Source organism: Kutzneria chonburiensis (assembly GCF_028622115.1).
Lineage (GTDB): Bacteria > Actinomycetota > Actinomycetes > Mycobacteriales > Pseudonocardiaceae > Kutzneria > Kutzneria chonburiensis.
The window spans coordinates 6481609-6503996 of record NZ_CP097263.1; the positions used below are offsets into that span (position 1 = coordinate 6481609).

The 22388-nt window shown below is 69.9% G+C and carries 26 protein-coding genes and 1 pseudogene; 15 read left to right on the forward strand and 12 right to left on the reverse strand.

Features of this window, described 5'->3' with window-relative positions:
• Positions 1-102: 102 nt before the first annotated feature.
• From M3Q35_RS29485 to M3Q35_RS29495, 3 genes are all read right to left on the reverse strand, one after another.
• A complete protein-coding gene (locus M3Q35_RS29485; protein ID WP_273935821.1) occupies positions 103-336 on the reverse strand; it encodes a hypothetical protein in 234 nt (77 codons plus the stop codon).
• 23 nt (positions 337-359) lie between these two features.
• Positions 360-1760 carry a xylulokinase gene (xylB, locus tag M3Q35_RS29490; protein WP_273935822.1) on the reverse strand — a complete coding sequence of 467 codons (1401 nt, stop codon included), beginning with the start codon at positions 1758-1760 and terminating at the stop codon, positions 360-362.
• Positions 1761-1830: 70 nt separating this feature from the next.
• Positions 1831-2475, reverse strand: a complete 645-nt coding sequence (locus M3Q35_RS29495) for a GOLPH3/VPS74 family protein (protein WP_273935823.1) — start codon at positions 2473-2475, stop codon at positions 1831-1833.
• A gap of 97 nt (positions 2476-2572) precedes the next feature.
• On the opposite strand from M3Q35_RS29495, the gene M3Q35_RS29500 reads away from it, so the two are divergent.
• Both M3Q35_RS29500 and M3Q35_RS29505 read left to right on the forward strand, forming a co-directional pair.
• Complete coding sequence (locus M3Q35_RS29500) at positions 2573-4015, forward strand: APC family permease (protein ID WP_273935824.1); 1443 nt, start codon at positions 2573-2575, stop codon at positions 4013-4015.
• The gene (locus M3Q35_RS29505; protein ID WP_273935825.1) at positions 4015-4599 is read left to right on the forward strand and encodes a GNAT family N-acetyltransferase; all 585 of its coding nucleotides are present in this window, start codon (positions 4015-4017) and stop codon (positions 4597-4599) included. The genes M3Q35_RS29500 and M3Q35_RS29505 overlap by 1 nt, the downstream gene beginning before the upstream one ends.
• Before the next feature lie 9 nt (positions 4600-4608).
• On the opposite strand, the gene M3Q35_RS29510 is transcribed toward M3Q35_RS29505, so the two are convergent.
• Positions 4609-5409: an LLM class flavin-dependent oxidoreductase gene (locus M3Q35_RS29510; RefSeq protein ID WP_273935826.1), complete on the reverse strand. Its 801-nt coding sequence runs from the start codon at positions 5407-5409 to the stop codon at positions 4609-4611.
• 88 nt (positions 5410-5497) lie between these two features.
• Here M3Q35_RS29510 and M3Q35_RS29515 point away from each other — a divergent pair, with 88 nt between their 5' ends.
• The 4 genes from M3Q35_RS29515 to M3Q35_RS29530 all read left to right on the forward strand — a co-directional run bounded on the left by M3Q35_RS29515 (position 5498) and on the right by M3Q35_RS29530 (position 10327).
• A complete protein-coding gene (locus M3Q35_RS29515; RefSeq protein ID WP_273935827.1) occupies positions 5498-6013 on the forward strand; it encodes a TetR/AcrR family transcriptional regulator in 516 nt (171 codons plus the stop codon).
• A 56-nt stretch (positions 6014-6069) separates the two neighbouring features.
• Positions 6070-7767 carry a serine/threonine-protein kinase gene (locus M3Q35_RS29520; protein WP_273935828.1) on the forward strand — a complete coding sequence of 566 codons (1698 nt, stop codon included), beginning with the start codon at positions 6070-6072 and terminating at the stop codon, positions 7765-7767.
• 21 nt (positions 7768-7788) lie between these two features.
• Entirely contained in the window at positions 7789-8604 is an 816-nt protein-coding gene (locus tag M3Q35_RS29525; RefSeq protein ID WP_273935829.1) for a purine-nucleoside phosphorylase, read from the forward strand.
• A 73-nt stretch (positions 8605-8677) separates the two neighbouring features.
• Complete coding sequence (locus M3Q35_RS29530) at positions 8678-10327, forward strand: phospho-sugar mutase (RefSeq protein ID WP_273935830.1); 1650 nt, start codon at positions 8678-8680, stop codon at positions 10325-10327.
• 6 nt (positions 10328-10333) lie between these two features.
• On the opposite strand, the gene M3Q35_RS29535 is transcribed toward M3Q35_RS29530, so the two are convergent.
• Positions 10334-10666, reverse strand: coding sequence for a hypothetical protein (locus tag M3Q35_RS29535; RefSeq protein ID WP_273935831.1), 333 nt, complete (start codon positions 10664-10666; stop codon positions 10334-10336).
• Between the two features lie 236 nt (positions 10667-10902).
• On the opposite strand from M3Q35_RS29535, the gene M3Q35_RS29540 reads away from it, so the two are divergent.
• On the forward strand, positions 10903-11355 hold the full coding sequence (locus M3Q35_RS29540; protein WP_273944506.1) for a flavodoxin family protein: 453 nt from the start codon (positions 10903-10905) through the stop codon (positions 11353-11355).
• Positions 11356-11396: 41 nt separating this feature from the next.
• Here the strand turns inward: M3Q35_RS29540 and M3Q35_RS29545 are convergent, their stop codons facing one another.
• From M3Q35_RS29545 to M3Q35_RS29555, 3 genes and pseudogenes are all read right to left on the reverse strand, one after another.
• Positions 11397-12383, reverse strand: coding sequence for an aldo/keto reductase (locus M3Q35_RS29545; protein WP_273935832.1), 987 nt, complete (start codon positions 12381-12383; stop codon positions 11397-11399).
• A gap of 11 nt (positions 12384-12394) precedes the next feature.
• Positions 12395-13312: an aldo/keto reductase gene (locus M3Q35_RS29550; RefSeq protein WP_273944507.1), complete on the reverse strand. Its 918-nt coding sequence runs from the start codon at positions 13310-13312 to the stop codon at positions 12395-12397.
• 50 nt (positions 13313-13362) lie between these two features.
• Positions 13363-13760: pseudogene (locus tag M3Q35_RS29555) on the reverse strand (MerR family transcriptional regulator).
• Between the two features lie 318 nt (positions 13761-14078).
• Here M3Q35_RS29555 and M3Q35_RS29560 point away from each other — a divergent pair.
• The 4 genes from M3Q35_RS29560 to M3Q35_RS29575 all read left to right on the forward strand — a co-directional run bounded on the left by M3Q35_RS29560 (position 14079) and on the right by M3Q35_RS29575 (position 16425).
• A complete protein-coding gene (locus M3Q35_RS29560; RefSeq protein ID WP_273935833.1) occupies positions 14079-14375 on the forward strand; it encodes a helix-turn-helix domain-containing protein in 297 nt (98 codons plus the stop codon).
• A gap of 76 nt (positions 14376-14451) precedes the next feature.
• Positions 14452-15039: a DinB family protein gene (locus M3Q35_RS29565; RefSeq protein ID WP_273935834.1), complete on the forward strand. Its 588-nt coding sequence runs from the start codon at positions 14452-14454 to the stop codon at positions 15037-15039.
• A 9-nt stretch (positions 15040-15048) separates the two neighbouring features.
• The gene (locus M3Q35_RS29570) at positions 15049-15657 is read left to right on the forward strand and encodes a TetR/AcrR family transcriptional regulator (RefSeq protein ID WP_273935835.1); all 609 of its coding nucleotides are present in this window, start codon (positions 15049-15051) and stop codon (positions 15655-15657) included.
• A 66-nt stretch (positions 15658-15723) separates the two neighbouring features.
• Positions 15724-16425 (forward strand): peroxiredoxin-like family protein, encoded by a 702-nt coding sequence (locus M3Q35_RS29575; protein ID WP_273935836.1) that lies wholly within the window; start codon positions 15724-15726, stop codon positions 16423-16425.
• Here M3Q35_RS29575 and M3Q35_RS29580 read toward each other — a convergent pair.
• Genes M3Q35_RS29580 through M3Q35_RS29590 form a run of 3 tightly spaced genes read right to left on the reverse strand, consistent with a single transcriptional unit; the run spans position 16376 to position 17491 of the window.
• Entirely contained in the window at positions 16376-16756 is a 381-nt protein-coding gene (locus M3Q35_RS29580; protein WP_273935837.1) for a type II toxin-antitoxin system death-on-curing family toxin, read from the reverse strand. The two genes, M3Q35_RS29575 and M3Q35_RS29580, sit on opposite strands and share 50 nt — an antisense overlap.
• Before the next feature lies 1 nt (position 16757).
• Entirely contained in the window at positions 16758-16958 is a 201-nt protein-coding gene (locus M3Q35_RS29585) for a ribbon-helix-helix domain-containing protein (protein WP_273944508.1), read from the reverse strand.
• A 29-nt stretch (positions 16959-16987) separates the two neighbouring features.
• A complete protein-coding gene (locus tag M3Q35_RS29590; protein WP_273935838.1) occupies positions 16988-17491 on the reverse strand; it encodes a DUF4188 domain-containing protein in 504 nt (167 codons plus the stop codon).
• 39 nt (positions 17492-17530) lie between these two features.
• Between M3Q35_RS29590 and M3Q35_RS29595 the strand changes: the two genes are divergently transcribed.
• A complete protein-coding gene (locus M3Q35_RS29595; protein WP_273935839.1) occupies positions 17531-18169 on the forward strand; it encodes a TetR/AcrR family transcriptional regulator in 639 nt (212 codons plus the stop codon).
• 174 nt (positions 18170-18343) lie between these two features.
• Here M3Q35_RS29595 and upp read toward each other — a convergent pair whose 3' ends face one another.
• Positions 18344-18967 (reverse strand): uracil phosphoribosyltransferase, encoded by a 624-nt coding sequence (gene upp / locus M3Q35_RS29600; RefSeq protein WP_273935840.1) that lies wholly within the window; start codon positions 18965-18967, stop codon positions 18344-18346.
• A 132-nt stretch (positions 18968-19099) separates the two neighbouring features.
• Here upp and efeU point away from each other — a divergent pair, with 132 nt between their 5' ends.
• The 3 genes from efeU to efeB are packed head-to-tail and all read left to right on the forward strand — an operon-like array spanning position 19100 to position 22283.
• On the forward strand, positions 19100-19936 hold the full coding sequence (efeU, locus tag M3Q35_RS29605; protein ID WP_273935841.1) for an iron uptake transporter permease EfeU: 837 nt from the start codon (positions 19100-19102) through the stop codon (positions 19934-19936).
• Positions 19933-21087 carry an iron uptake system protein EfeO gene (gene efeO, locus M3Q35_RS29610; protein WP_273935842.1) on the forward strand — a complete coding sequence of 385 codons (1155 nt, stop codon included), beginning with the start codon at positions 19933-19935 and terminating at the stop codon, positions 21085-21087. Before efeU ends, efeO begins: the two co-directional genes overlap by 4 nt.
• On the forward strand, positions 21084-22283 hold the full coding sequence (gene efeB, locus M3Q35_RS29615) for an iron uptake transporter deferrochelatase/peroxidase subunit (protein WP_273935843.1): 1200 nt from the start codon (positions 21084-21086) through the stop codon (positions 22281-22283). The genes efeO and efeB overlap by 4 nt, the downstream gene beginning before the upstream one ends.
• Positions 22284-22388: the final 105 nt, after the last annotated feature.

Sequence of the window (22388 nt, forward strand, 5' to 3'; positions counted from 1 at the left end):
CAACCCGTGACGGAAAATTATGCCTGGGTGTAGCCGGTCCCCGGCTGATGATCATGAATCCGTCTGTGGGCGGTTCGTGCTCTCACATCGTGAGAAAGACGATCAGCCGGCCTTCTGCCGCTTCTTCCGGATCCGGCGGCCCCACCAGACGATGCCGAGCAGCACGACCACGATCACGAAGAGGATCACGCGCTGCCGGGCGTCGTCGCCGAGGCTCTGGTTCTGCGGCGGGTTCAGCGACGGCCCGGGCTGCGGTGTGCCGGTCTGCGCCCAGGCCGGGCCGGCGAACAGCACGCTGAACACCAGCATGGTGACGAACGCAGTCACCCGGGCCATGGACCGCCTCCTCCTGTTGATCACTAGCCTACGTGGCCGTGGATCTGGGCGACAGCCGCCGTGTAGGCGGCGCGCACCGCCTTGCCGCCTTCCGTCCGCCCGATCCCCTCCGCACGCACCGGCCAGTCCGGCGCTTCCGGCGCGCCGGACAACGCCCAGGCGGCCTGACGCGCCGCTCCCAGGGCCACGTATTCGGCCGGCTCCGGCACTTCGACCGGTGCGTCGAACAGCCCGGACGCAACTGCCTGCACCGCGGCCGACCGCGCCGCGCCGCCGATCAACAACACCCGCCGAGCCTGCACTCCGACCCGACGCAGCTCGGCAAACCCGTCGGCCAGCCCGCACAGCATGCCCTCGACCGCTGACCGGGCCACGTTCTCCGGCGTGAGATTGCCACGCCGGATCCCGGTCAAGGTGCCCGACGCGTCCGGCAGGTTGGGCGTCCGCTCACCGTCCAGATAGGGCACGAAGACCAGGCCGCCCGAACCCGGTTCGGCCCGGAGCGCCAGCTCGTCGAGGCCGGCGAGGTCGGTGCCCAGCAGCGCGGCTGTCGTGGTCAGGACCCGAGCGGCGTTGAGCGTGCAGACCAGCGGCAGGTAGTGACCGGTCGCGTCGCAGAACCCGGCCACGAAGCCGGTCGGGTCGGCGGTGCCCTCGGCCGTGACGGCGAAGACCGTGCCAGAAGTACCGAGCGAGACGACGACGTCACCAGGCCCCGCTTTCAGGGCCAGGGCCGCCCCCATGTTGTCGCCCGTGCCGGCGGCAACCAGGGTGCCCTTCGCAGTGCGGCCGCCGACCTCAGCCGGGCCGAGCAGTCTCGGCAGCCGCGGTGCCCGGCCGCCGAACGCGTCGGCCAGCAGGTCCGGCAGCCATTCGCCGGTCCGCGGCGAGAAATAGCCCGTGCCGGACGCGTCCCCACGGTCGGTCGCCGGTTCGGTGCCTGGCTCGGACAGCGTCCAGCTCACCCAGTCGTGCGGCAGCATCACGCGGTCGACCCGGTCCGCGGCCGCCGGCTCGTGCTCGGCCAGCCAGGCCAGCTTGGTCACGGTGAAGCTCGGAACCGGCACCGAGCCGGTCAGCTCGGCCAGCCGTTCGGGGCCGTGTTTGGCGACGAATTGCTCGGTTTCGGCCGCCGACCTGGTGTCGTTCCACAGCAACGCCGGCCGCACCGGCTCGCCTTCAGCATCCACGGCGACCAAGCCGTGCTGCTGCCCGGCTACCGCGATCGCGGCAATCGGCCCCGGCGCGTTCTCCCGGGCCTGCGCCACGGCACGAGTACAGGACACCTGCCAGGCTCGCGGGTTGACCTCCGTGCCCTCGGGATGCGGCGATCGCCCCTCGCCCAGCACCCGGCCGGTCTCGGCCTCGACCACGAGCGCTTTTGTCGACTGCGTCGAGGAGTCGACACCGATCACCAAGGTCACGGTGTCGATCCAACCGGAGCCACGGCCGACGCGAAAGACTCCACGGCGGAGCGGACCAGTGCAAGAAACGTCAGCGCCGCTCGCCGCCGTACACCGAGGCCGCGATCGCCGACTCGACCGCCGCGAGCACCTCGGTCGCCGCCGGCGGCATCGGCTTGGCCGCTCGGTCCAGCCACGCTCGCAGCATGCGGCGGTCGAGCTGCGGTTCGCACAGGTCGTCCAGGCCGAGGTGCCAGGCCAGCAGGGCCAGGCTGACGTTGTAGACGTCCGGTCGGCCCGGCCCGAGGACCGCGGCCCTGATCTCGGCCCGGCCGCCGGCCGCGACCAGCAGGTCCACCGGCGGGTAGCGGAGGGTGCGGCGGAGCAGGCCACGGTCGGCAACCTTGGTGATCAGGCCGCCGTCGGCGAGCTGGCCCACCACCCTGTCCACCGCTGTCGGCCGCAGGTGGTCGATCCACTCCCGGACCGGATATCCGGTCGGCTCGGCGGCGATCTCGGCCAGCACCTCGGCGGACGCACGGTCACCGCGCCCGTGTTTTCCGGTGGCCGCAGGGCATCCGTCGTTGACCGATATACGTCCGGTGAACAATAGGTCGCACATAATTGCGCCGCACAAACATATCTCCAGCGGCGCCCGCGCCACCTGCGGTTTTCCCGTGAACTCGTCGTGCGCGAGGAAGAACAGCGCCTCCACCAGGGGCAGCCGGGAGTTCATGTGGACCACGTGCCGGAAACGTAGCCGGTGCGGGAACCGGTGTCGAATGACTAGGGTTGCCCAGAAATGGTGGGATGACTCCTGGGGGAGCAAAAAGGTGGCCACTCGTACGCCGCTGCGTGAACGCGGCCTCGCCCGACCTCGTCTCGGTGTCGCACAAATTCTCTTCTTCGTCGTGGCCGCGTCCGGCCCGCTGTACGCGATCGCCGGCGGCGTCACCGCGACCTATGCGGTCACCGGTGTCGTCGGCGTGCCACTGTCCTTCGTGCTGCTGGCGCCGGTGCTCGCACTGTTCGCCGTCGGGTATGCCGCAATGAGCCGGTACATCACCGGCGCCGGAGCGTTCTATCCGTACGTGGTGAACGGGCTCGGCCGGCCGGCGGGCGTGGCGATCTCGTTCGTGGCTCTCGTCGCCTACAACGGGATCCAGATCAGTGTGTACGGCCTGTTCGGCTGGTCGCTGTCGAGCTGGATCAACCCGCTGCTCGGGCTGGACACGCCGTGGTGGCTGTGGGGGCTCGCGATCGCCGTGGTCATCGGCACGCTGGGCGTGCTGCGGGTGGACATCAACGCCAAGGTGCTCGGCGTCGTGCTGCTCCTGGAGTGCGCGGTCATCGTCGTGACCGACCTCGCGCTGCTGGGTTCGCCCGACGGCGGCGGCGCCCCGTCACTGGTGCCGCTCGCGCCGAGCAGTCTGTTCACCACGGGCGTCGGCGCCGTGTTCGCTTTCTCCGTCGCCGTCTTCACCGGCTTCGAGGGCGCGGCGTCGTACAGCGAGGAGGTGCGGGATCCGCGGCGGACCGTCGCCCGCGCGACGTACCTAGCGGTGGCGCTGACCGCCGTCCTGTACACGCTTTCGGCGCTGGCCATGGCCGACGCCGCCGGGCCGGCCAACGTCGTCGGCGCTGCGCAGGCCCAGGGGCCCGGTCTGTTGTTCGGGCTGAATGCGCAGCGGCTCGGCAGCGCGTTCTCCGACGTCTCCTATGTCCTTTTCCTCACCAGTCAATTCGCTTCACTGCTGAGCTTCCACAACGCGATCGCCCGCTACTTCTTCGCGTTGGGACGGGAAGGCGTGCTGCCGGAGGCGTTGGCCCGTACCAATCGCCGCACCGGCGCGCCCGCCGCCGGTTCTCTGCTGCAAACCGCCCTCGGCCTGATCGTGGTGGCCGTGTTCGCGATCCTCGGCCGGGACCCGTTCACCGAATTGTTCAGCTGGCTCGGCACCATGGCCTCGACCGGCGTGGTCTTTGTGCTGGCGGCGGTTTCCGTGTCGGTCATCGGCTTCTTCCGCAAGCGTGAGCACGACGAGCCCGCGTGGCGGCACACCATCGCGCCGGCACTGGCCGCCGTGGCGCTGCTCGTGATTCTCGTGCTCATTCTGTGGAACTACGACGTGCTGCTCGGCACCGCCGGCGATTCGCCGCTGCGCTGGATCCTGCCCGGGATCCTGTTGCTGGCCGCGGTGATCGGCCTCGTGCGCGGTTCCGTGCTGCGCAGCCGCAAGCCCGAGGTGTACGCCGGTATCGGAAAGGCCCAGTGATGTACGACGTCGTCCGCCCCGCTTCGCGGTCCGAAGTGGACACCGTGGCCCGCATCCTCGGCGAGGCGTTCCAGAACGATCCCGTGAACACGTGGGTGTTTCCCGGCGATGAGCACCGGCGATCCGTGCACCCGGTGTTCTTCCGCGCCTTCACCGAAGCCGCCTTTGCCGACGGCGAGGTGTACCTCGCCCACGACCACTCCGCTGCTTCGCTGTGGTTCCGCACCGATGGTGGCGAGAGTCCCGAGGAGTTCCTGAAGCGGTTCGCGGTCCTGGACGAAGAGGACTTCGAACGCCTCGCGCTGATCACCGAGCTGCTGGGCACGCACATGAACCCCGCGCCGCACCTGCACTGGCAGTTCTGCGGCATTCTGCCGGCGGCCCAACGGAAAGGTCTTGGCAGCGCGATCGCCCAGCAGCACTTCCGCCGTCTCGACGCCGAGGGCATCCCCTGCGCCGGCGAAGCCAGCACCGCCGACAGCGCGCGGCTGTGGCGGCGGCACGGCTTCGTCGACGCCGGGGAGCCGTTCGGGCCGCCCGGTGGGCCGCAGTTCTACCCGATCTGGCGGGAACCCCAGGGTTAACGCCCGGGATCAGCTCAGCGTGGCGAGGGTTCGTTCGCGGTCACCGACCACACTGGCCACCAGTTCGGTCACACCGACGTCCGCGAACCGTCGAAGTTCTTGCGCCACCGCCTTTTCGTCGCCGAGGATCGCCGTCTCCGCCACGCTGGACAGGCCCTGGCGAGCCAGGTGCCGCTGGTAGTTCGGCAGGTTGCCGGCCTGGAACTGGGCCGCGAGCTGGGCCCGCACGGCGTCCGGGTCGTCGGTGACGCCGACCAGCGCCGTGAGGGCGATTTCCTTGTCGTGCAAGCGCGGCGCGACCAGCTCGGCGACGCCCTCGGCCGATGTCCAGACCAGGAGCGTGCCGTCGGCCAGGTCGTCGGCGATGCCCAGCATGACCGGTCCCAGCGCCGACAGGAGCAGTTTCGGCCTGGTCACGCCGGGGAGCCCGGTCGTGTCGTCCAGCATCGGCCGCAGCTGGGTCAGGTAATCGCGGACGTGAGCCGCCGGCTTGTCGTAGCTGATGCCGAACCGGGGTTCGATCCCCACCTTGTGTCCCGGCCCGACCCCGAGGACGAAGCGGTTGTCCGTGGCCGCCTGCACGCTCAGCGCCGCCGAGGCCAGCGCCTGCGGGTGGCGCGGGTAGGTGAGTGTCACCGCCGTGCCGACCTGGACGTTCGGCACCCTCGCCCCGATCAGGCCGGCCAGCAGAACCGGGTCCCAGCCCACTGTCTCGTTCACGTAGACCGCGTCGACCTTCGCTGCCGCCGCCTCGGCCACCAGCTCGTCCAACGTCCGGCCCGCGCTGTTCACGTGCAGTCCGATGCGCATGTCGCCCCCTCACGAAAGGTGAATCAGAGATTCCGGTTACGACCCTAGCGTAAGGTGAATCCAGGATTCCACTTCTTGGGAGGACCTTGTGCGGGCCGACGCGCGGCGCAACCGCGAGCTGATCGTGCGCGCCGCCACGCAGGCGTTCATGGACGCCGGGCAGTGCGTGGCCATGGAGGACATCGCCCGGGCCGCCGGGCTCGGCGTCGGAACGCTCTACCGGCACTTCCCCGACCGCGCCGCGCTGCTCGCGCTGATCAGTTGCGACGTGGTCAGCCGACTCGCCGCCCGCACCGCCGAGGCCGCTGCCACCGACCTCTCCCGGTGGGACGTCCTGCTCGGTTACGTACGCGACGCCGTCCTGGAACCCTTCGCCGTACTCAAGTCCGTGCCCACCGACGACCCTGCCGTCGCCGAACCGATCGGCCGGCTGCACGCCGTGGTCCTCGACGTCATCGCCGGCGCGCAGGCCGAGGGCACCGTGCGCGACGACATCGAGCCGCTGGAAGTGCTGGAGCTGCTGTCGCTCGTCGTCTGCCGCCCGGGCGCGCGAGCCGACGATGCGCTGGCGCTGGTGGTGTTGTCAGGACTCCGGCGCACCTGACGCGGGCGCCGGGGTCTGCGAAAACCGATCCGACGCGACTCGTGGAGAATGGCCCCATGTCCACGCCGGAAACTCCGCCGCCTGCCCGGTCCCGCGTGATCGCGGGCCGCTACCGGCTCGAACACGTGCTGGGCAACGGGTCGATGGGCACGGTGTGGGCGGCCTACGACGAGTTCCTGCAACGCAAGGTCGCGGTCAAAGAGGTGCTGCTCCCACCGGGCATCCCGCCGGGAGAGGCGGACGCGCTGCGTGAGCGGACATTGCGGGAGGCCCGGGCGATTGCCGTGCTGTCCCACCCGAACGTGGTGACGCTGCACGACATCGCCCGGCAGGACGGCGAGCCGTTCGTGGTGATGGAACTGGTGCCCTCCCGAAGCCTGGCGGAGGTGGTCCGCCAGCAGGGTCCGCTGAGCACGCAGCAGACGGCGGCGGTCGCGGACGCCGTGGCGGCGGGCCTGGAGGCGGCGCACCGCGCCGGTATCACGCACCGCGACGTGAAGCCGGGCAACGTGCTGGTCGGGGACAGCGGCCAGATCAAGCTGACGGACTTCGGCATCGCCCGCAACGTCGCCGAGAACACGATGACCAGTACGGGCATCATGCTGGGCTCGCCGGCCTACATCGCGCCGGAAGTGGCCTCGGGCCAGGAGGTGACGCCGGCGGCGGACCTGTGGAGCCTGGGCGCGACGCTGTACGCGGTGGTGGAGGGCGTGCCGCCGTACGACGCGGACGACGACCCGCTGGCCACCGTGACCGAGGTGGTGCACGGTGACGTGCCGAGGCCGACGACGGCGGGCCCGCTGGAGCCGGTGATCACGGGCCTGATGGTGAAGGACCCGGACGCCCGGATGAGCCTGGCGGAGGTGCGCAGACGGCTGCGACCGCTGCTGCCGGAGCCGGGCACGGTGTTGTTCCCACTGCCCAGCCCGGACGCCCCGCCGGTGGCGCCCCCGCAGCAGAAGCAGCGCCGGTCGCTGTCCCAGCAGTTCGCGCCGCCGAAGACGCCGGCGCCGCCCACGGACACGCCGCTGGCCAACGACCCCGGACCGCTGCCGTTCATGGTGACGAGCTCGCAGCCGGTCCGGGCGGCCACGCCGCGTCGGCGGCGGGGCAAGGTCGGAACGGCGGTGTTGGCGCTGACCGCGGCGGTGATCGTGGTGGTGTCGATGGCCGGCGGCTTCGTCCTGACCCGCTACCTCGGCGGACAGGCCCTGCTGCCGTCGGCGGTCGCGTTCGCCAGCACGCCGAGCACGCAGCCGACGTCGACCACGGTCACCAAGCTGCCGACGACCCGCGTGCACGCCAAGGCCATAGTGACCAACAACGGCTCCGTCGCCGACTTCGCCCTGGACGTGCCGACCGGCTGGCCGCAGTTCAACCAGAACCGCACGGCGACCGACTCGCTGCCGGCTCGGGCCCAGTTCTTCTTCCTGCGTCCGGACGGCTCGGAAGAGCTGTCGGTGCAGCGGTTCCAGAACTTCCCCAAGGTCGCCGCCTACATCGACGCGGTGAAGGCGGTGCCGGGCGTGGTCATGCAGTCGCCGACGTCGGCCCAGGTGCCTGGCTTCACCGAGGGGCAGCAGATCGAATACGCGCAGAACAGCGCCAAGCCGCAGTCCACCATCGCGATGGTGCTGGTCAAGGGGAACGACCTGTGGGTGGTCGGTGCCAAGGCGCCGGTCGCGAGCCCCGCGTCCAGCGAGGCCCGGGCCCTGCTCCTGCAGATCGTGCCGCAATTCCAGGTCACCGGCTGAGGGTGATTTAGGCTCGCCGGTGTGACCGGTATCAGCGAAGACTCCATTTCCCCCGAGGCACTGGCCACGGCGGCCGCGGCCGCCCTGGTCGAACGCACCGGCGTCGAGCAGCACGACGTGGCCGTGGTCCTCGGCTCCGGCTGGCGGCCGGCGGCCGACGTGATCGGCGAGGCCGAGCACGAGGTGCCGATGCCGGAGCTGCCCGGATTCCGCGCGCCGACCGCGGTCGGCCACGGCGGCACGATCCGCTCGCTGAAGCTGGGCGACAACCGCGTCCTGGTGATGCTCGGCCGGACGCACCTGTACGAGGGCTTCGGCATCGACCCGGTGGTGCACAACGTGCGCACCGCGACGGCGGCCGGCGCCCGCACGGTGATCCTGACGAACGCGGCCGGCGGCCTGCGCCAGGGCATGACCGTCGGCCAGCCGGTGCTGATCAGCGACCACCTCAACCTGACGGCTCGGTCGCCGCTGGTCGGGGCCCGGTTCGTGGACCTGACCGACCTGTACTCGTCGCGGCTGCGTGAAGTGGCTCGCACGATCCGCCCCGACCTCGAGGACGGCGTGTACGCGGCGCTGCCGGGCCCGCACTTCGAGACGCCGGCCGAGATCCGGATGCTGCGCACCATGGGCGCGGACCTGGTCGGCATGTCGACCGCGCTGGAGGCGATCGCCGCGCGCGCGGCCGGTGCGGAGGTGTTCGGACTGTCGCTGGTGACGAACCTGGCCGCCGGCATCACGGGCGAGCCGCTGAACCACGAGGAGGTCCTGGAGGCCGGCCGGCTGGCCGCGACCGACATGGGCACCCTGCTGCGTGACCTGGTGGCGAAAGCGTGAGCGAGCTCGCGAGCGAACCATTCAACGCAGACATCCGTGAACGCGGACACCGAGCGCTGGCGAGGTGCCCGCAGTGAGTCTCGCGCCGTCGGCCCGCGACGCCGCGTACCGGTGGATCGCCGACGACCCCGACCTGGACGCCCGGGTCGAGTTGCAGGGCGTCCTGGCCAAGGCGATGGCCGGTGATCCGGGTGCGATCGACGACTTGGCCGACCGCATGTCCGGGCCGCTGACGTTCGGCACGGCCGGGCTGCGTGGGCCGGTGCGCGCCGGTGCGAACGGCATGAACGAGGCCGTGGTCGTGCGGACGACCGCGGGTCTGGCCGACTGGTTGCAGCGCAATGGCCACGGTGGCGGCGTTGTGGTCGTGGGCCGGGACGCACGGCACGGCTCGGAGCAGTTCCACCGTGCCGTCGCCGGGGTGCTCGCGGCCGCCGGGTTCGACGTGCGGGTGCTGGACCGGCCGCTGCCAACGCCGGTGACGGCGTTCCTGGTGCGGCAGCTGAACGCGGTCGCCGGTGTGCAGATCACGGCCTCGCACAACCCGCCGGCCGACAACGGCTACAAGCTGTACATCGAGCACGGCGCGCAGATCGTGCCGCCGACCGACCGACAGATCGAGGCCGCGATCGCGCAGGTGCCGCCGGCGGTGTCGGTGCCGCGGACCGAGACCTGGACCAGCGTGACGGAGGCCGAGGTCGGCCAGTACGTGACACGCGCGGCGAGCCTGCCGACCGGCGGGGTGCGGACGTTGCGTGTCGCCGTGACGCCGATGCACGGCGTCGGTGCCGCGACGCTGGCCGAGGTGCTGACCGCCGCCGGGTTCACCGACGTGCACTTCGTCACGCAGCAGCAGGATCCGGACGCCGACTTCCCGACGGTGTCGTTCCCGAACCCGGAGGAACCGGGCGCGACCGACCTGCTGCTGGCGCTGGCCGCCAAGGTCGACGCCGACCTGGCGATCGCGCTGGATCCGGACGCTGACCGGTGCGCGCTGGGTGTCCGCGATCGGGACGGCTCGTGGCGCATGCTGCGGGGCGATGAGACGGGCGTGCTGCTCGGCGAGCACGTCCTGTCCACGATGGACGCCACTGGCGCGCTGGTCGCGACCACGATCGTGTCCTCGTCGCTGCTGTCCAAGGTGGCGGCGGCGCACGGTGCCCGCTACGACGAAACGCTGACCGGTTTCAAGTGGCTCGTGCGAGCCGGCGACGGTGCCGGAACCGGTCTCGTCTACGCGTACGAGGAAGCGCTCGGGCATTGTGTCGACCCGGACTACGTCCGGGACAAGGACGGCATCTCGGCCGCGGTGCTGGCCTGCGACCTGGCCGCGGGGCTGAAGGCCGAGGGTCGTTCGGTGCTGGATGTGCTCGACGACCTGGCCGTCACACACGGCCTGCATCTGACCGACCAGGTCTCGCTGCGGGTGACCGACCTGAGCCGGATCGGCCGGCTGATGGCCGAGTTGCGCACCGATCCGCCGACGGCGCTGGCGGGCGTTTCGGTGACGGCCGAGGACCTCAGGCCGCGGGCCGACGTGCTGGCCCTGCGCGGCGAGGGTGTCCGGGTGTTGATCCGGCCCTCGGGCACAGAGCCGAAGCTCAAGGCGTACCTGGAGATCGTGGAACCGGTGTCGGATCGGGACGGACTGGCCGCCGCGCGGCAGCGGGCCGTGGCCCGGCTGGCCGCGCTGCGCGGCGAGGTGGCGGCGTTGTTCGACTGAGCGGTTTCAGGCCGCCGCGACGATCAGTGAGATCACCGCGACCGCCAGGAAACCGCCGGCGAGCAGGTACGGGATGTTGCCCGGTCCCGACACCGGTCGGGGCCGGTCTTCCGTCATGCCCGCGACGGCCGCGCGGCCGAACGCGTAGGCGATGGAGCTCAGGCACAGTCCGAAGGCGAGCAGGACGGTGTTGGCCGAGTAGGGGGTGTGGTCGATGCCGGGCCACAGCGACAGGACCACCAGCGGTGCACCGATCAGGCCGATGCCTACGGCCAGCCAGCCCGCGTAGATCACACGCTTGCGCCGGCTGCCGGACAGGAGAGTAGTTGTGACGTCCACAGTTCTTCCATCTATACCAGCGTTTCCTCTCAGTCAGACGGCCGGGGTGGCGCAGCGGTTGCCTACTTCTCGTGGCGTTTTTCCTTGACGCGTCGGCACATCCGCGCGCCACACTCCGTCACCCGCCCAAATCGGACGCGCCGGAATCGTGCTGGCAGCACGGTTTTCGCCCGATCTGGCGACTACGCACCGTTGATCGGTTGCGGTCACGGCGACCGGTCGGCATCGTCGTGCGGGTGCCCCGACTGCTGATCGTCCACCACACTCCGTCGCCGAACCTGCAGGCGATGTTCGAGTCGACTGTGGCCGGAGCCACAACACCGGAGATCGAGGGCGTGGAGGTCGTCCGCAAACCGGCGTTGGCCGCCACCGCCGTCGACGTGCTCGAGGCGGACGGGCTGATCCTGGGCACGCCCGCCGCTTTGGGTTATATGTCCGGCGCGTTGAAGGTCTTCTTCGACCTCGTCTACTACCCGTGCCTCGACGCAACCCAGGGTCGTCCGTTCGGGCTGTATGTGCACGGCAACAGCGACATGTCCGGCGCCGTGCGCGCCATCGACGGCATCACCAAGGGCCTGGGCTGGGCCCGGGTCACCGAGCACGTGCTGGTCACCGCGACGCCGTCGAAGGACGACCTCCAGGCGTGCTGGGAACTCGGCGCCACCGTCGCCGCCGGCCTCATGGCATGACAAAGCCGCCGGCCCCCGACGGCCGGCGGCTTCGCGGTGAACTAGCGGCCGAGCGAATTCATGCTGGCCGCCGAGTAACGCGTGCCGGCGACCGCGTCAGCCGGGACGGCGGCCGCGATGGCGGCGAGGTCGTCATCGGACAGCTCCAGGCCGGCCGCGGCGACGTTCTCCTCCAGGTACTTGATCCGCTTGGTGCCCGGGATCGGCACCACGTCCTGCCCCTGGTGCTGCACCCAGGCCAGCGCCAGCTGACCGGGCGTGACGCCGCGCTCGGCGGCGACGGCCTTCAGCGCCTCGACGATGGCCAGGTTCTTGGCCAGGTTTTCCTCGCTGAACCGAGGCTGGCCGGCAGCGCGGAAGTCACCTTCGCCGAACGCGTCGGTCGACGTGAAGCGGCCGGTGAGGAAGCCTCGGCCGAGCGGCGAGTAGGCCACAATGCCGACGCCCAGCTCACGGCAGACCGGGACGATCTCGTCCTCGATGTCCCGCGACCACAGCGACCATTCCGTCTGCAACGCCGAGATCGGGTGCACGGCAACCGCGCGGCGGATCGTCTCCGGGCCGGCCTCGGACAGGCCGATATGGCGGATCTTGCCCGCCTGCACCAGCTCCGCCATCGCGCCGACGGTCTCCTCGATCGGCACGGTCGGGTCGACGCGGTGCTGGTAGTAGAGGTCGATGTGGTCCACACCGAGCCGGGCCAGTGACTTGTCCACGGCCTCGTGCACGTATGCGGCGTCGCCGCGCACGCCCCGCGCGGTGGGGTTGTCCGGGTCGCGCACGAACCCGAACTTGGTGGCCAGCACGACCTGGTCGCGGCGGTCCTTCAGGGCCCGCCCGACCAGCTCTTCGTTCGCGCCGCTGCCGTACATGTCAGCCGTGTCGAACAGGGTCACGCCGAGATCGATCGCGCGGTGGATGGTGGCGATCGACTCCGTGTCGTCGCCCGGTCCGTAGAACTCGCTCATCCCCATGCATCCGAGGCCCTGCGCGGACACCTCGAGGTCGCCGAGCTTGCGCGATTCCATGATTCTCCTTGTCAGCGTCCTACGAGTTTCTGCATTTCGGGGCGGTACCGGTCGCCGGCGACCGCGTCGACCGTGCCGGCGATCGCCGCCAGGTCCTCGGCCGTGAGGGCCAGCTCGGCCGCCGCGACGTTCTCCTCCAGGTACTTGCGGCGTTTCGTGCCCGGGATCGGCACCACGTCGTCACCCTGGTGCTGCACCCAGGCCAGCGCCAGCTGGCCGGCCGTGACGCCGCGCTCCGCGGCGAGCGTGGTCAGCCGCTGCACGATCGCGAGGTTGCGGTCGAAGTTCTCCCCCTCGAAACGGGGCAGGTTGCGCCGCATGTCGTCCGCCGCGAGCTTGTCGACCGAGGTCACGTTGCCGGTCAGGAAGCCACGGCCCAGCGGCGAGAACGGCACGATGCCGATACCCAGCTCCCGGCAGGTGGGCCGCACCTCGGCTTCGATGTCCCTCGTCCACAGCGACCACTCGCTCTGCAGCGCCGCGATCGGGTGCACCGCGTGGGCCCGGCGGAGCGTCTCCGCGCCGGCCTCCGACATCCCCAGATAGCGGACCTTGCCCGCCTGCACCAGCTCCGCCATCGCGCCGATCGTCTCCTCGATCGGCACGGTGTCGTCCACCCGGTGCTGGTAGTAGAGGTCGATGTGGTCGACGCCGAGCCGGGCCAGCGAGCGGTTCGCCGCCTCGTGCACGTACGCCTTGTCGCCGCGGATCCCGAGCCCACCGCCGTCACCGGGCACGAACCCGAACTTCGTCGCGATCGCCACCTGGTCACGGCGTCCCTTGAGGGCCCGGCCGACCAGCTCCTCGTTCGCACCGAGGCCGTATTGGTCGGCCGTGTCGAACAGGGTCACGCCCAGGTCGATGGCCCGGTGGATGGTCGCCACCGACTCCGTCTCGTCGCCCTGGCCGTAGGACTGGCTCATACCCATGCAGCCAAGGCCCTGTGCGCCGACCTCCAGGCCGCCCAGCCGCCTCGTCTTCACGCCGACACCTCCTGGATCAGCGACTGGTCGGCCATCTTGGCCTCGATCTCGGCGTAGTTGGTGATCTTGTAGTCGAGAATGGCCAGGCACGCCTGAAGCTCGGCGATGCGCTGCCGGACGTCCGTCCGGTGGTCGTGCAGCAGCTGTTTGCGGCGACCGGCCGTGGCCAGTCCCTTGTGCCGGAGCTGGGCGTACTCCCGCATCATCCGGATCGGCATGCCGGTGGTGCGCAGTTTGGTGAGGAACTCCAGCCATGCGAGGTCGTCGTCCGAGTACGAGCGACGGCCCCCGAGTCCCGGGCCGGCGGATCGACCAGCCCGATTCGTTCGTAGTAGCGGAGGGTGTCGATGGACAACCCGCTGCGTTCCGCTGCCTGGGCGATCGAGTAAGTCACGACACCGACCGTAGAAGCTGGAGTGCACTCCAGGTCAAGCGCAAAGGCCCGACCGAGTGCCGCAAACGTTTGTCCACAACCCCCGAGTTATCCACAGGAAGATCGCCAACCAGGGGTTACGCCCCCGGGGCCGATTAGGATGGCTTCGGGGCGGCCACCCCGGGAGGGTGGTTTCTAGGGGTCGTTGCAACACCTGAGTGATCAGGAGTCGCAACGATGGCCAGACGAGACAGCGACCGCAACCCCACAGCACGACCGCGGGACCCGTCCCGGCGTGGCAAACCCCTCACCGCCGAGAAGGCTGCCTACTTTGCGCTGATGACCCAGGGTGTAGGCAGCCGGGAAGCCGCGCGGCAGGTCGGGATCAACTACCGCACCGCCAAGCGGTGGCAGGCCGCGGCGAAAGCCGCCGCCGCTGCGGTGCCGGCGCAGCCGGTGACGATCTCCAGCCGCTACCTCAGTCTGGACGAGCGGATCCTGATCGCTGATCGGGTCCGCCAGCCCGGCCTGTCCCTGCGCGCCATCGCCGCCGAGCTCAACGACCGGCCCCGCATGACGTTGGGGTGGGACAGTCCGGCCGAGCGCATGACAGGCTTGCTCACGACCACCGGCTAGCAGCAGTGTTGCAACGACCGCTAGAACCGACCGAGTGGAGGGGGCTGCTCGGGTTGATGTGCCAGGCTGCCGAGCCATGATCGATGAGTTCGCGAAGGCGTATCTGCACGACGAGCTGCGCGAAGTGCGCGAGGTGCTGGTCGGCAAGCTGGACGGGCTGGGCGAGTATGACATCCGAAGGCCGCTGACGGGGACGGGGACGAACCTGCTCGGCCTGGTGAAGCACCTCACGCTGTCGGAGTCGAGGTACTTCGGGGAGGTGTTCGGGCGGCCGTTCGCGGAGCCGATGCAGCGGTGGGACGACCTCGACCGGCGTGGCGAAGACATGTGGGCGACGGAGCACGAGACGCGTGAAGAGATCGTGGCGCGCTACCGGCGGGTGTGGGCGCACGCGGACGAGACGATCGAGGCGCTGAAGGTGGACGCGCCGGGGCATGTGCCGTGGTGGCCGAGGCCGGACGTGATGCTGTTCAACATCCTGGTTCACATGCTCACGGAGACGAGCCGCCACGCGGGACACGCGGACATCCTGCGTGAACAGCTGGACGGGGCGACGGCGACGGCCGGACAGCGGGATGCGGGGTTCTGGGCGAAGCGGCGTGCCGAGGTGGAGCGGGCGGCCGAGGCGGCGCGAGGAATGGAACGTCAGGGCCAGAGCTCGTAGGCTGGGGGCATGCCGATCAAACCTGGGACGCTGACCGCGAAGGGCCGCGAGACGAAAGGGCGGATCGTCGCGGCGGCGGCCCGGCTGATGTTCGAGAACGGGGTGGCGGACACGACGGTGGAGGACGTGCGGGCGGCGGCCGGCGTGAGTAATTCTCAGATCTACCACTACTTCAAGGACAAGACGGCGCTGGTGCGGGCGGTGATCGAGTACCAGTCGGACGCGGTGATCGAGCCGCACGAAGAGTGGTTCGCCGAACTGGACACGATGGCCGGCCTGCGGCAGTGGCGGGACCTCGTGGTGCGGAAGCAGCGCGAGCTGAACTGCCGAGGCGGCTGCCCGATCGCGGTGCTGGCGGGCCAACTGGCGGAGTACGACGAAGCGGCGCGGCTACAACTGGCCCACAGCTTCGCGCGCTGGTCCCAAGGACTGCGAACGGGCCTGCTGGCGATGCACGCCAACGGCACGCTGCGCGCGGAAGCGGATCCAGAAGCACTCGCATTGGCCCTGCTGGCCTCCTTGCAGGGAGGCCTGCTGATCACGCAACTCAACCGCGACACGAAGCCGCTGGAAACGGCGCTGGACGCGGCGCTCGCGCACATCGAGGCGCACACCTGAGAACTGGCATTGCGATGCCAATCCTCGATGGGAAATCTGGTCGGTACACCGACCAGAGAGGTGCCCATGACCACCAACCCGATCGCCGACGGGGCCGCCGCGTTGGCCAAGAACCTGGCCGAGCAGCTGCCGGCCGAGATCCTGACGCCGTTCGCGGCGGAGCGGCAACAGCTGGCCGAAGCGGGAATTCCGGCCGGAGTGAGCAGTGCCGGCGAACAGCTGTCGGATGCGCAGCTGCTGGACGCTCATGGCAAGTCGACGACGCTGTACGAGGCGCTGGGCGAACGCCCAGCGGTAGTGGTGTTCTACCGCGGCGCATGGTGCCCGTACTGCAACCTCGCACTGCGCACGTACCAAGCGGAGCTGGTGGAACCGCTGACGCAACGAGGTGCCACGTTGGTGGCGATCAGCCCGCAGAAGCCGGACGGCTCGCTGACGATGCAGGAGACGAACGACCTGACGTTCACGGTGTTGTCCGATCCCGGCAACACGATCGCCGGCCGGCTGGGCATCCTGACCGAGCCGACCGACGACGCGAAGGCGTCGCAAGCCGCGTTGGGCTTCGAGGTGGCGGCGACCAACGCCGACGGCACGGCAGTGATCCCGATGCCCACCACGGTGATCGTGGACGCCGACCGGACGATCCGTTGGATCGACGTCCACCCGGACTTCGGCACGCGCAGCGAACCGGCCGAGATCCTCACAGCGTTCGACGAGCTCAGTTCTTCGGCACCGACCAGTTCTCGAAGCGGGACGCCAGGTCGGTGACCTCAAGACGGCCGTGAGCGACGGCGCGGACGACGCCGAGGGCTTCGTCCTCGTCGGCGTCGATCCACCAGCCGTTGATGTCGCACAGCGCGACGGCGGCGACCCAGCCGAGTCGCCAGTTGCCCTCGGCCAGCGGCCGGGTGCGGACGACGGAGTGGAGGACGGCGGCGGCCTTGAGCCAGAGGGTGCCGTAGGCCTCCACTCCCAGCACGGTGGCGCGCGGCCGGTAGGCGGCGGAGTCGAGCAGCCCGAGGTCACGCACCACGAGATCGCCGCCGGTGACGGCGGTGGCCAGCACGAGGAGATCGCCGGCGTCCAGGTACTCGGTCAACTCAGGCGGTGCCCAGCCGGTCGAGCAGGCCCTGGTATCGCGGCAGCACCCGGCCGAGCACCTCGCCGAGCTGCTCCTCCTTCTGCAGCCGGGCCCAGCGGTCGGCCAGCGCGAGCCGCACGATCTCCTGCTTGGAGCGCCCCTCGGCGGCCGCCAGCGCGTCGAGCTGGCGGTTCTCCTCTTCGCTCAGACGCAGAGTCATCGCCACGCGGCCACGGTACCAATCTGGTATCAGGCCGGTCCAGACGTGACCAGCCGCTTGCGGGAGCTGTTGCTGTCCTTGGTGATCTTCTCGTGTGTGAAGGCGGCACCGAGGCCGAACGAGGGCATGTTCGCGTACACGACCTCGGCCTGCCCGGGCTTCACGAGATAGGTCTCGTGCCAGACGCCGACGGTGCCGTCCGCGCCGACGGCCCGGTTGTAGGCCTTCCACGCCTCCAGGTGCGGCGCCTCCTTGGCCGAGGCGAAGTTGATCAGATCGTCGGCGCTGCGCCAGTACGACATCAGGATCGTGGTGCGGCCGAACCACGAGTGCCCGCCGAGAAAGCCCAGCTCGGGGTGCTTGCCGAGGTGCGCGAGCATGCGCGGCATGGCGCTGGCCACGGGCAGCCACTTGTCCACCCGCCACAGCCTGTTGAAGCGCATGCCGATCAGGAACACCGCGCCGCCCTCGGCCGGCAGCCGGCCGGTCCATCGTCCGTCGAAGACCATCTCGAACCCTCCCCTACGTTTCATGACGCCGTTATAAAACACTGTTTCGGATACACTCGTCAAGTGCCACGACCGAAGACCCATGACGATGCGCTGCGCGCACGGCTGTTGACCTGCGCGGCGGAACTGATCTCGCTGGACGGGGTGGACGCGCTCAGCCTGCGCAAGCTGGCCGCGGACGTGAACACGTCGACGACGGCGGTGTACTCGCTGTTCGGCGGCAAGCCCGGACTGATCAGCACCGTCTACCTGGAGGCGTTCGAAGGCTTCGCGCGGGAGCTGCGCGAGACACCGCTCACCGACGACCCGGCCGAGGACCTCGTACAGCTCGGCCTGGCCTATCGCCGGTATGCGCTGGCGCAGCCGCACCTCTACGCGCTGCTGTTCACCGACGCCGCGCGGGCCCACATCAACCAGGACGAACTGCTGGCCGAGGTGTCCGGCACCGCGTTCCACGTGCTGTACGACACGGTTCAGCGCGGCGTCGAGCAGGGCGTTTTCCGCGACGAGCGGCCCGATCTCATCGCGGTCGCGGCCTGGGGCCTCGTGCACGGGCTGTCGTCGTTGGAGCTACAGGGAAATCTGCCGCCACGGGAGCAGATGGACCCGGCCTTCGAACGCGCCGTGCGCGCCCATGTCGACGGCTGGCGCCGGATCGGGCCGGAGAACGACACGAGACCCGGGGAAGTGGCCGCCACGTGACCTCCCCGGGCCTCGCAGGGAAATAATGTGGTCCAGACCACCTTTCGTCAAGGTCTAGACCAGTGCGGACACTCGAAAGACGCAGCCGGAAAACTGGCAACCGTTAGTTGTAAAGCTTTTCGCGACGGTGGGGCGAGCGGCCCGGCCGGAAACCGGCCGGGCCGCCGACATTCCTTACACCGAGCCGTACTGGCGGTCGCCGGCGTCGCCGAGGCCGGGCACGATGAAGCCGGACTCGTTGAGCCGCTCGTCGATGCTGGCGGTCACCACGCGCACCGGCAGCTGGGACTCCTCCAACCGCCGGATGCCCTCGGGCGCGGCCAGGGCACAGACGGCCGTGACGTCCGTCGCACCACGCTCGGTGAGCAGGTTGATGGTGTGCACCATCGATCCACCAGTGGCGAGCATGGGGTCGAGCACCAGCACGGGCCGTCCGGCCAGGCTTTCGGGCAGGGACTCCATGTACGGAGTGGGCTGAAGGGTGTGCTCGTCGCGGGCCAGGCCGACGAAGCCCATCTGCGCGTCGGGAATGAGCTTGTGGGCCTGGTCGGCCATGCCGAGCCCGGCCCGCAGCACCGGCACGAGCAGCGGCGGGTTGCTCAGGCGGTAGCCGTCGGTGCGCGCCACCGGGGTGTGGATCCGCTCGGTGGCCACGGGGGCCTCACGCGTCGCCTCGTAGACGAGCATCACAGTGAGCTCGTGCAGGGCGGCCCGGAACGCGGCGCTGTCGGTGCGCGCGTCCCGCATGGTGGTCAGGCGGGCCCTGGCCAGCGGGTGATCGACGACGAGGACGTCCATGGGGCGTCACGTTAGCCGCCGGATGACCGGCTTCCACGTGACAGGTCCCCCATCTGGTTGACAGTGCGCGATCGGGTGTTTTAGATAGCCTCGCCTTACCTACAGGTTAGGCACGCCTGATTGGGAGACCTGATGCTGCCCACGTTCGTGATCGGCCTGCGCGAGGGCCTCGAGGCCGCGCTGATCGTCGGGATCATCGCCGCGTTCCTGGCCCAGCAGGGCCGCAGGGACGCGCTGCGCCAGGTCTGGATCGGCGTGAGCATCGCGGTCGCCCTGTGCATCGTCATTGGCGTGGCGCTCCGGTTGATCTCCCAGGAGCTGCCGCAGCAGGGCCAGGAGGGCCTGGAGACGGTGGTGGGCGCCCTCGCCGTGGTGATGGTCACGTACATGGTGCTGTGGATGGCCAAGCACTCGCGCGGCCTGAAGAAGGAGCTCGAGGGCGCCGCCGCCGGCGCGCTGGCCCAGGGCTCGACGATGGCGCTGGTCGGCATGGCGTTCCTGGCGGTCCTGCGCGAGGGCTTCGAGACGGCCGTCTTCCTGCTGGCGCTGACCCAGGCCAGCGGCAACGCCACGCTGTCGTTCCTCGGCGCGGTGCTGGGCATCGTGGTCGCGGCGGCCATCGGCTACGGCATCTACAAGGGTGGCGTGCGGCTCAACCTGAGCCGGTTCTTCCGCATCACCGGCATCGTGCTGGTGATCGTCGCCGCCGGTCTGGTCATGTCCACGCTGCACACGGCGCACGAGGCGCACTGGATCGCCTTCGGTCAGCAGCCCGCGCTGGACCTGTCCTGGCTGGTGGTGCAGGGCACGCCGCTGTACTCGCTGTTCAGCGGGGTGCTGGGCGTGCAGCCCCACCCGACGGTGATCGAGGTGACGGGCTGGCTCGTCTACGCGGTCCCGATGCTCGCCTACGTGCTGTGGCCGCGTACCGCCACGAAGAAGAAGCTGATTGGAGCGACCAACCCGTGAGAACCACCATCGGCCTGACCGCGATCGCGGCGGCGGCGACCCTGGCCCTGACCGCGTGTGGGGGCAGCAGCACCAGCGGGAGCGCGCCGCAGAACGCGCCCGCCGGCGAAGGTGGCGACGTCACGGTGACGCTGACGGCCGACGGCTGCCAGCCGCAGCCGTCGTCGATCTCCAGCGGCGCGGTCAACTTCAAGGTGTCGAACAAGGACGCGGGCGCGGTCACCGAGGCCGAGCTGATGTCCGGCGGCCAGATGCTGGGCGAGCAGGAGAACCTCACGCCCGGCCTGGACGGCGGCTTCTCGCTGGAGCTGGCCAAGGGCGACTACCAGATCTACTGCCCCGGGGCCAAGAAGGATCACTGGGACTTCCACGTGACCGGCGACGCCACCAAGTCGTGGAAGGACAACCCGGCGCTGGTCACCGCGACCACCGACTACGGCAAGTGGGTCGTCGACCAGGTCAACCAGCTGGTCACCGGCACGAAGGCGTTCGCGGACGCGGTGAAGGCCGGCGACACGGCCAAGGCGAGCGTGGCCTACGGCCAGGCCCGCGTGTTCTACGAGAAGGTCGAGCCGGTCGCGGAGATCTGGGGCGACCTCGACAAGAACATCGACGGCCGGGCCGACGACTTCGACAACCCCGCCGACTTCAAGGGCTTCCACAAGATCGAGCAGTCGCTGTTCGAGGCCAGGAAGCTGGACGGCATGGGCCCGGTGGCCGACGAGCTGGTCACCAACGTGACCAAGCTGCAGCAGCTGGTGGCCAAGGCGACCTACCAGCCGGCCGAGATCGCCAACGGCGCCACCGAGCTGATCGACGAGATCCAGAAGTCGAAGGTCACCGGCGAGGAAGAGCGGTACTCCCACATCGACCTGCTGGACTTCAAGGGCAACCTGGACGGCTCCATGGAGGCGTTCACCGTGCTGCTGCCGGCGCTGCAGAAGAACGCGCCGGACGTGGCCAAGGCCGTGCAGGACCGCGCCGCCGCCGTGACCGCCGCGCTCAAGCAGTACGAGCAGAGCCCGGGTTACCTCAACACCGGTTACGTGGACTACTCGACGGTGTCCAAGGACCAGCAGAAGACGTTGTCCCAGGCCGTGAACGCGCTGGGCGAGGCGATGTCCAAGGTGGCCGCGAAGGTGTCGCAATGACGCCGGCACTGTCCCGCCGCCGGATGCTGTCCGGACTGGGCGCGCTCGGTGTCGGCGGCCTTGTCGCCGCCGACACCACGCTGACGGCGGCCAACGCCGCCAGCACCAGCCAGGTCGTGCCGTTCTGGGCCGACCACCAGGCCGGCATCACCACGCCGCAGCAGGATCGGCTCACGTTCGCGGCGTTCGACGTGATCACCAAGGACCGCAACGAACTGGTCGGCCTGCTCAAGACGTGGACGGCCGCGGCGGACGCGATGACCAAGGGGCACCAGGTGCCCGGCGGCGCGTCCGACCTGCAGGCGCCGCCCTCCGACACCGGCGAGGCCGACGGGCTCACGCCCGGCAACCTGACCGTGACGATCGGCTTCGGGACGTCGCTGTTCGACGACCGGTTCGGGTTGGCGGCCAAGAAGCCGAAGGCGTTGACGCCGCTGCCCAAGCTCGCGCCGGAGAACCTGGATCCCGCCTACACCAACGGGGATCTGTGCATCCAGGCCTGCGCCGACGACCCGCAGGTGACCTTCCACGCGGTGCGCAACCTGGCCCGGCTCGGGGCGGGAATCGTTGTGCTGCGGTGGATGCAGCTCGGTTTCGGCCGCACGGCGTCGACCTCGAGCGCCCAGGCGACGCCGCGGAACCTGATGGGGTTCAAGGACGGCACCCGCAACCTGCGGGCCGAGCAGACCGACCTGATCGACCAGAACGTGTGGGTGGGCGAGGAAACCGACCAGGCGTGGCTGCGCGGCGGCAGCTATCTGGTGGCGCGGCGGATCCGGATGTACATCGAGACCTGGGACCGCGACTACCTGGCCGACCAGCAGAACGTGTTCGGGCGCTACAAGAACAGCGGCGCGCCGCTGGGCGGGTCGGACGAGTTCGACACGCCGAACCTGGGCAGCTCCGACATCCCCGACGACGCCCACATCCGGTTGGCCTCTCCCGAGCACAACGGCGGGATCCACCTGCTGCGCCGGGGCTACTCGTTCACCGACGGCACCGACTCCACCGGAAACCTGTTGGGGGGCTTGTTCTTCATCGCGTTCATGAAGGACCCCAAGCAGTTCGTGACGGTGCAGAAGGCGTTGGCCGCGGACGCGCTCAACGAGTACATCCAGCACATCGGCAGCGGGCTGTTCGCCTGCCCGCCGGGTGTCGCGCCCGGGCAGTTCTGGGGACAGGGTCTGTTCACGTAGCGTTCACGGGGCGGTCGGCGATGTTCTCCGTGACGAGAACGGTCACGGAGGCGGTGTGCCATGGCGGATTCGGGATGCGTCGCGGTGGCGTGCCGGTGTTGGGCC

Coding starts and splice junctions, on each gene's coding strand:
- M3Q35_RS29585 (WP_273944508.1), bottom strand. CDS start 16,958: ATGACTCTGCGTCTGAGCGAAGAGGAGAACCGCCAGCTCGACGCGCTG.
- M3Q35_RS29485 (WP_273935821.1), bottom strand. CDS start 336: ATGGCCCGGGTGACTGCGTTCGTCACCATGCTGGTGTTCAGCGTGCTG.
- M3Q35_RS29510 (WP_273935826.1), bottom strand. CDS start 5,409: ATGCGCATCGGACTGCACGTGAACAGCGCGGGCCGGACGTTGGACGAG.
- M3Q35_RS29570 (WP_273935835.1), top strand. CDS start 15,049: ATGCCGATCAAACCTGGGACGCTGACCGCGAAGGGCCGCGAGACGAAA.
- M3Q35_RS29575 (WP_273935836.1), top strand. CDS start 15,724: ATGACCACCAACCCGATCGCCGACGGGGCCGCCGCGTTGGCCAAGAAC.
- M3Q35_RS29560 (WP_273935833.1), top strand. CDS start 14,079: ATGACCCAGGGTGTAGGCAGCCGGGAAGCCGCGCGGCAGGTCGGGATC.
- M3Q35_RS29545 (WP_273935832.1), bottom strand. CDS start 12,383: ATGGAATCGCGCAAGCTCGGCGACCTCGAGGTGTCCGCGCAGGGCCTC.
- efeB (WP_273935843.1), top strand. CDS start 21,084: ATGACGCCGGCACTGTCCCGCCGCCGGATGCTGTCCGGACTGGGCGCG.
- M3Q35_RS29505 (WP_273935825.1), top strand. CDS start 4,015: ATGTACGACGTCGTCCGCCCCGCTTCGCGGTCCGAAGTGGACACCGTG.
- M3Q35_RS29590 (WP_273935838.1), bottom strand. CDS start 17,491: ATGAAACGTAGGGGAGGGTTCGAGATGGTCTTCGACGGACGATGGACC.
- M3Q35_RS29565 (WP_273935834.1), top strand. CDS start 14,452: ATGATCGATGAGTTCGCGAAGGCGTATCTGCACGACGAGCTGCGCGAA.
- M3Q35_RS29520 (WP_273935828.1), top strand. CDS start 6,070: ATGTCCACGCCGGAAACTCCGCCGCCTGCCCGGTCCCGCGTGATCGCG.
- efeU (WP_273935841.1), top strand. CDS start 19,100: ATGCTGCCCACGTTCGTGATCGGCCTGCGCGAGGGCCTCGAGGCCGCG.
- upp (WP_273935840.1), bottom strand. CDS start 18,967: ATGGACGTCCTCGTCGTCGATCACCCGCTGGCCAGGGCCCGCCTGACC.
- M3Q35_RS29495 (WP_273935823.1), bottom strand. CDS start 2,475: ATGAACTCCCGGCTGCCCCTGGTGGAGGCGCTGTTCTTCCTCGCGCAC.
- M3Q35_RS29550 (WP_273944507.1), bottom strand. CDS start 13,312: ATGGGTATGAGCCAGTCCTACGGCCAGGGCGACGAGACGGAGTCGGTG.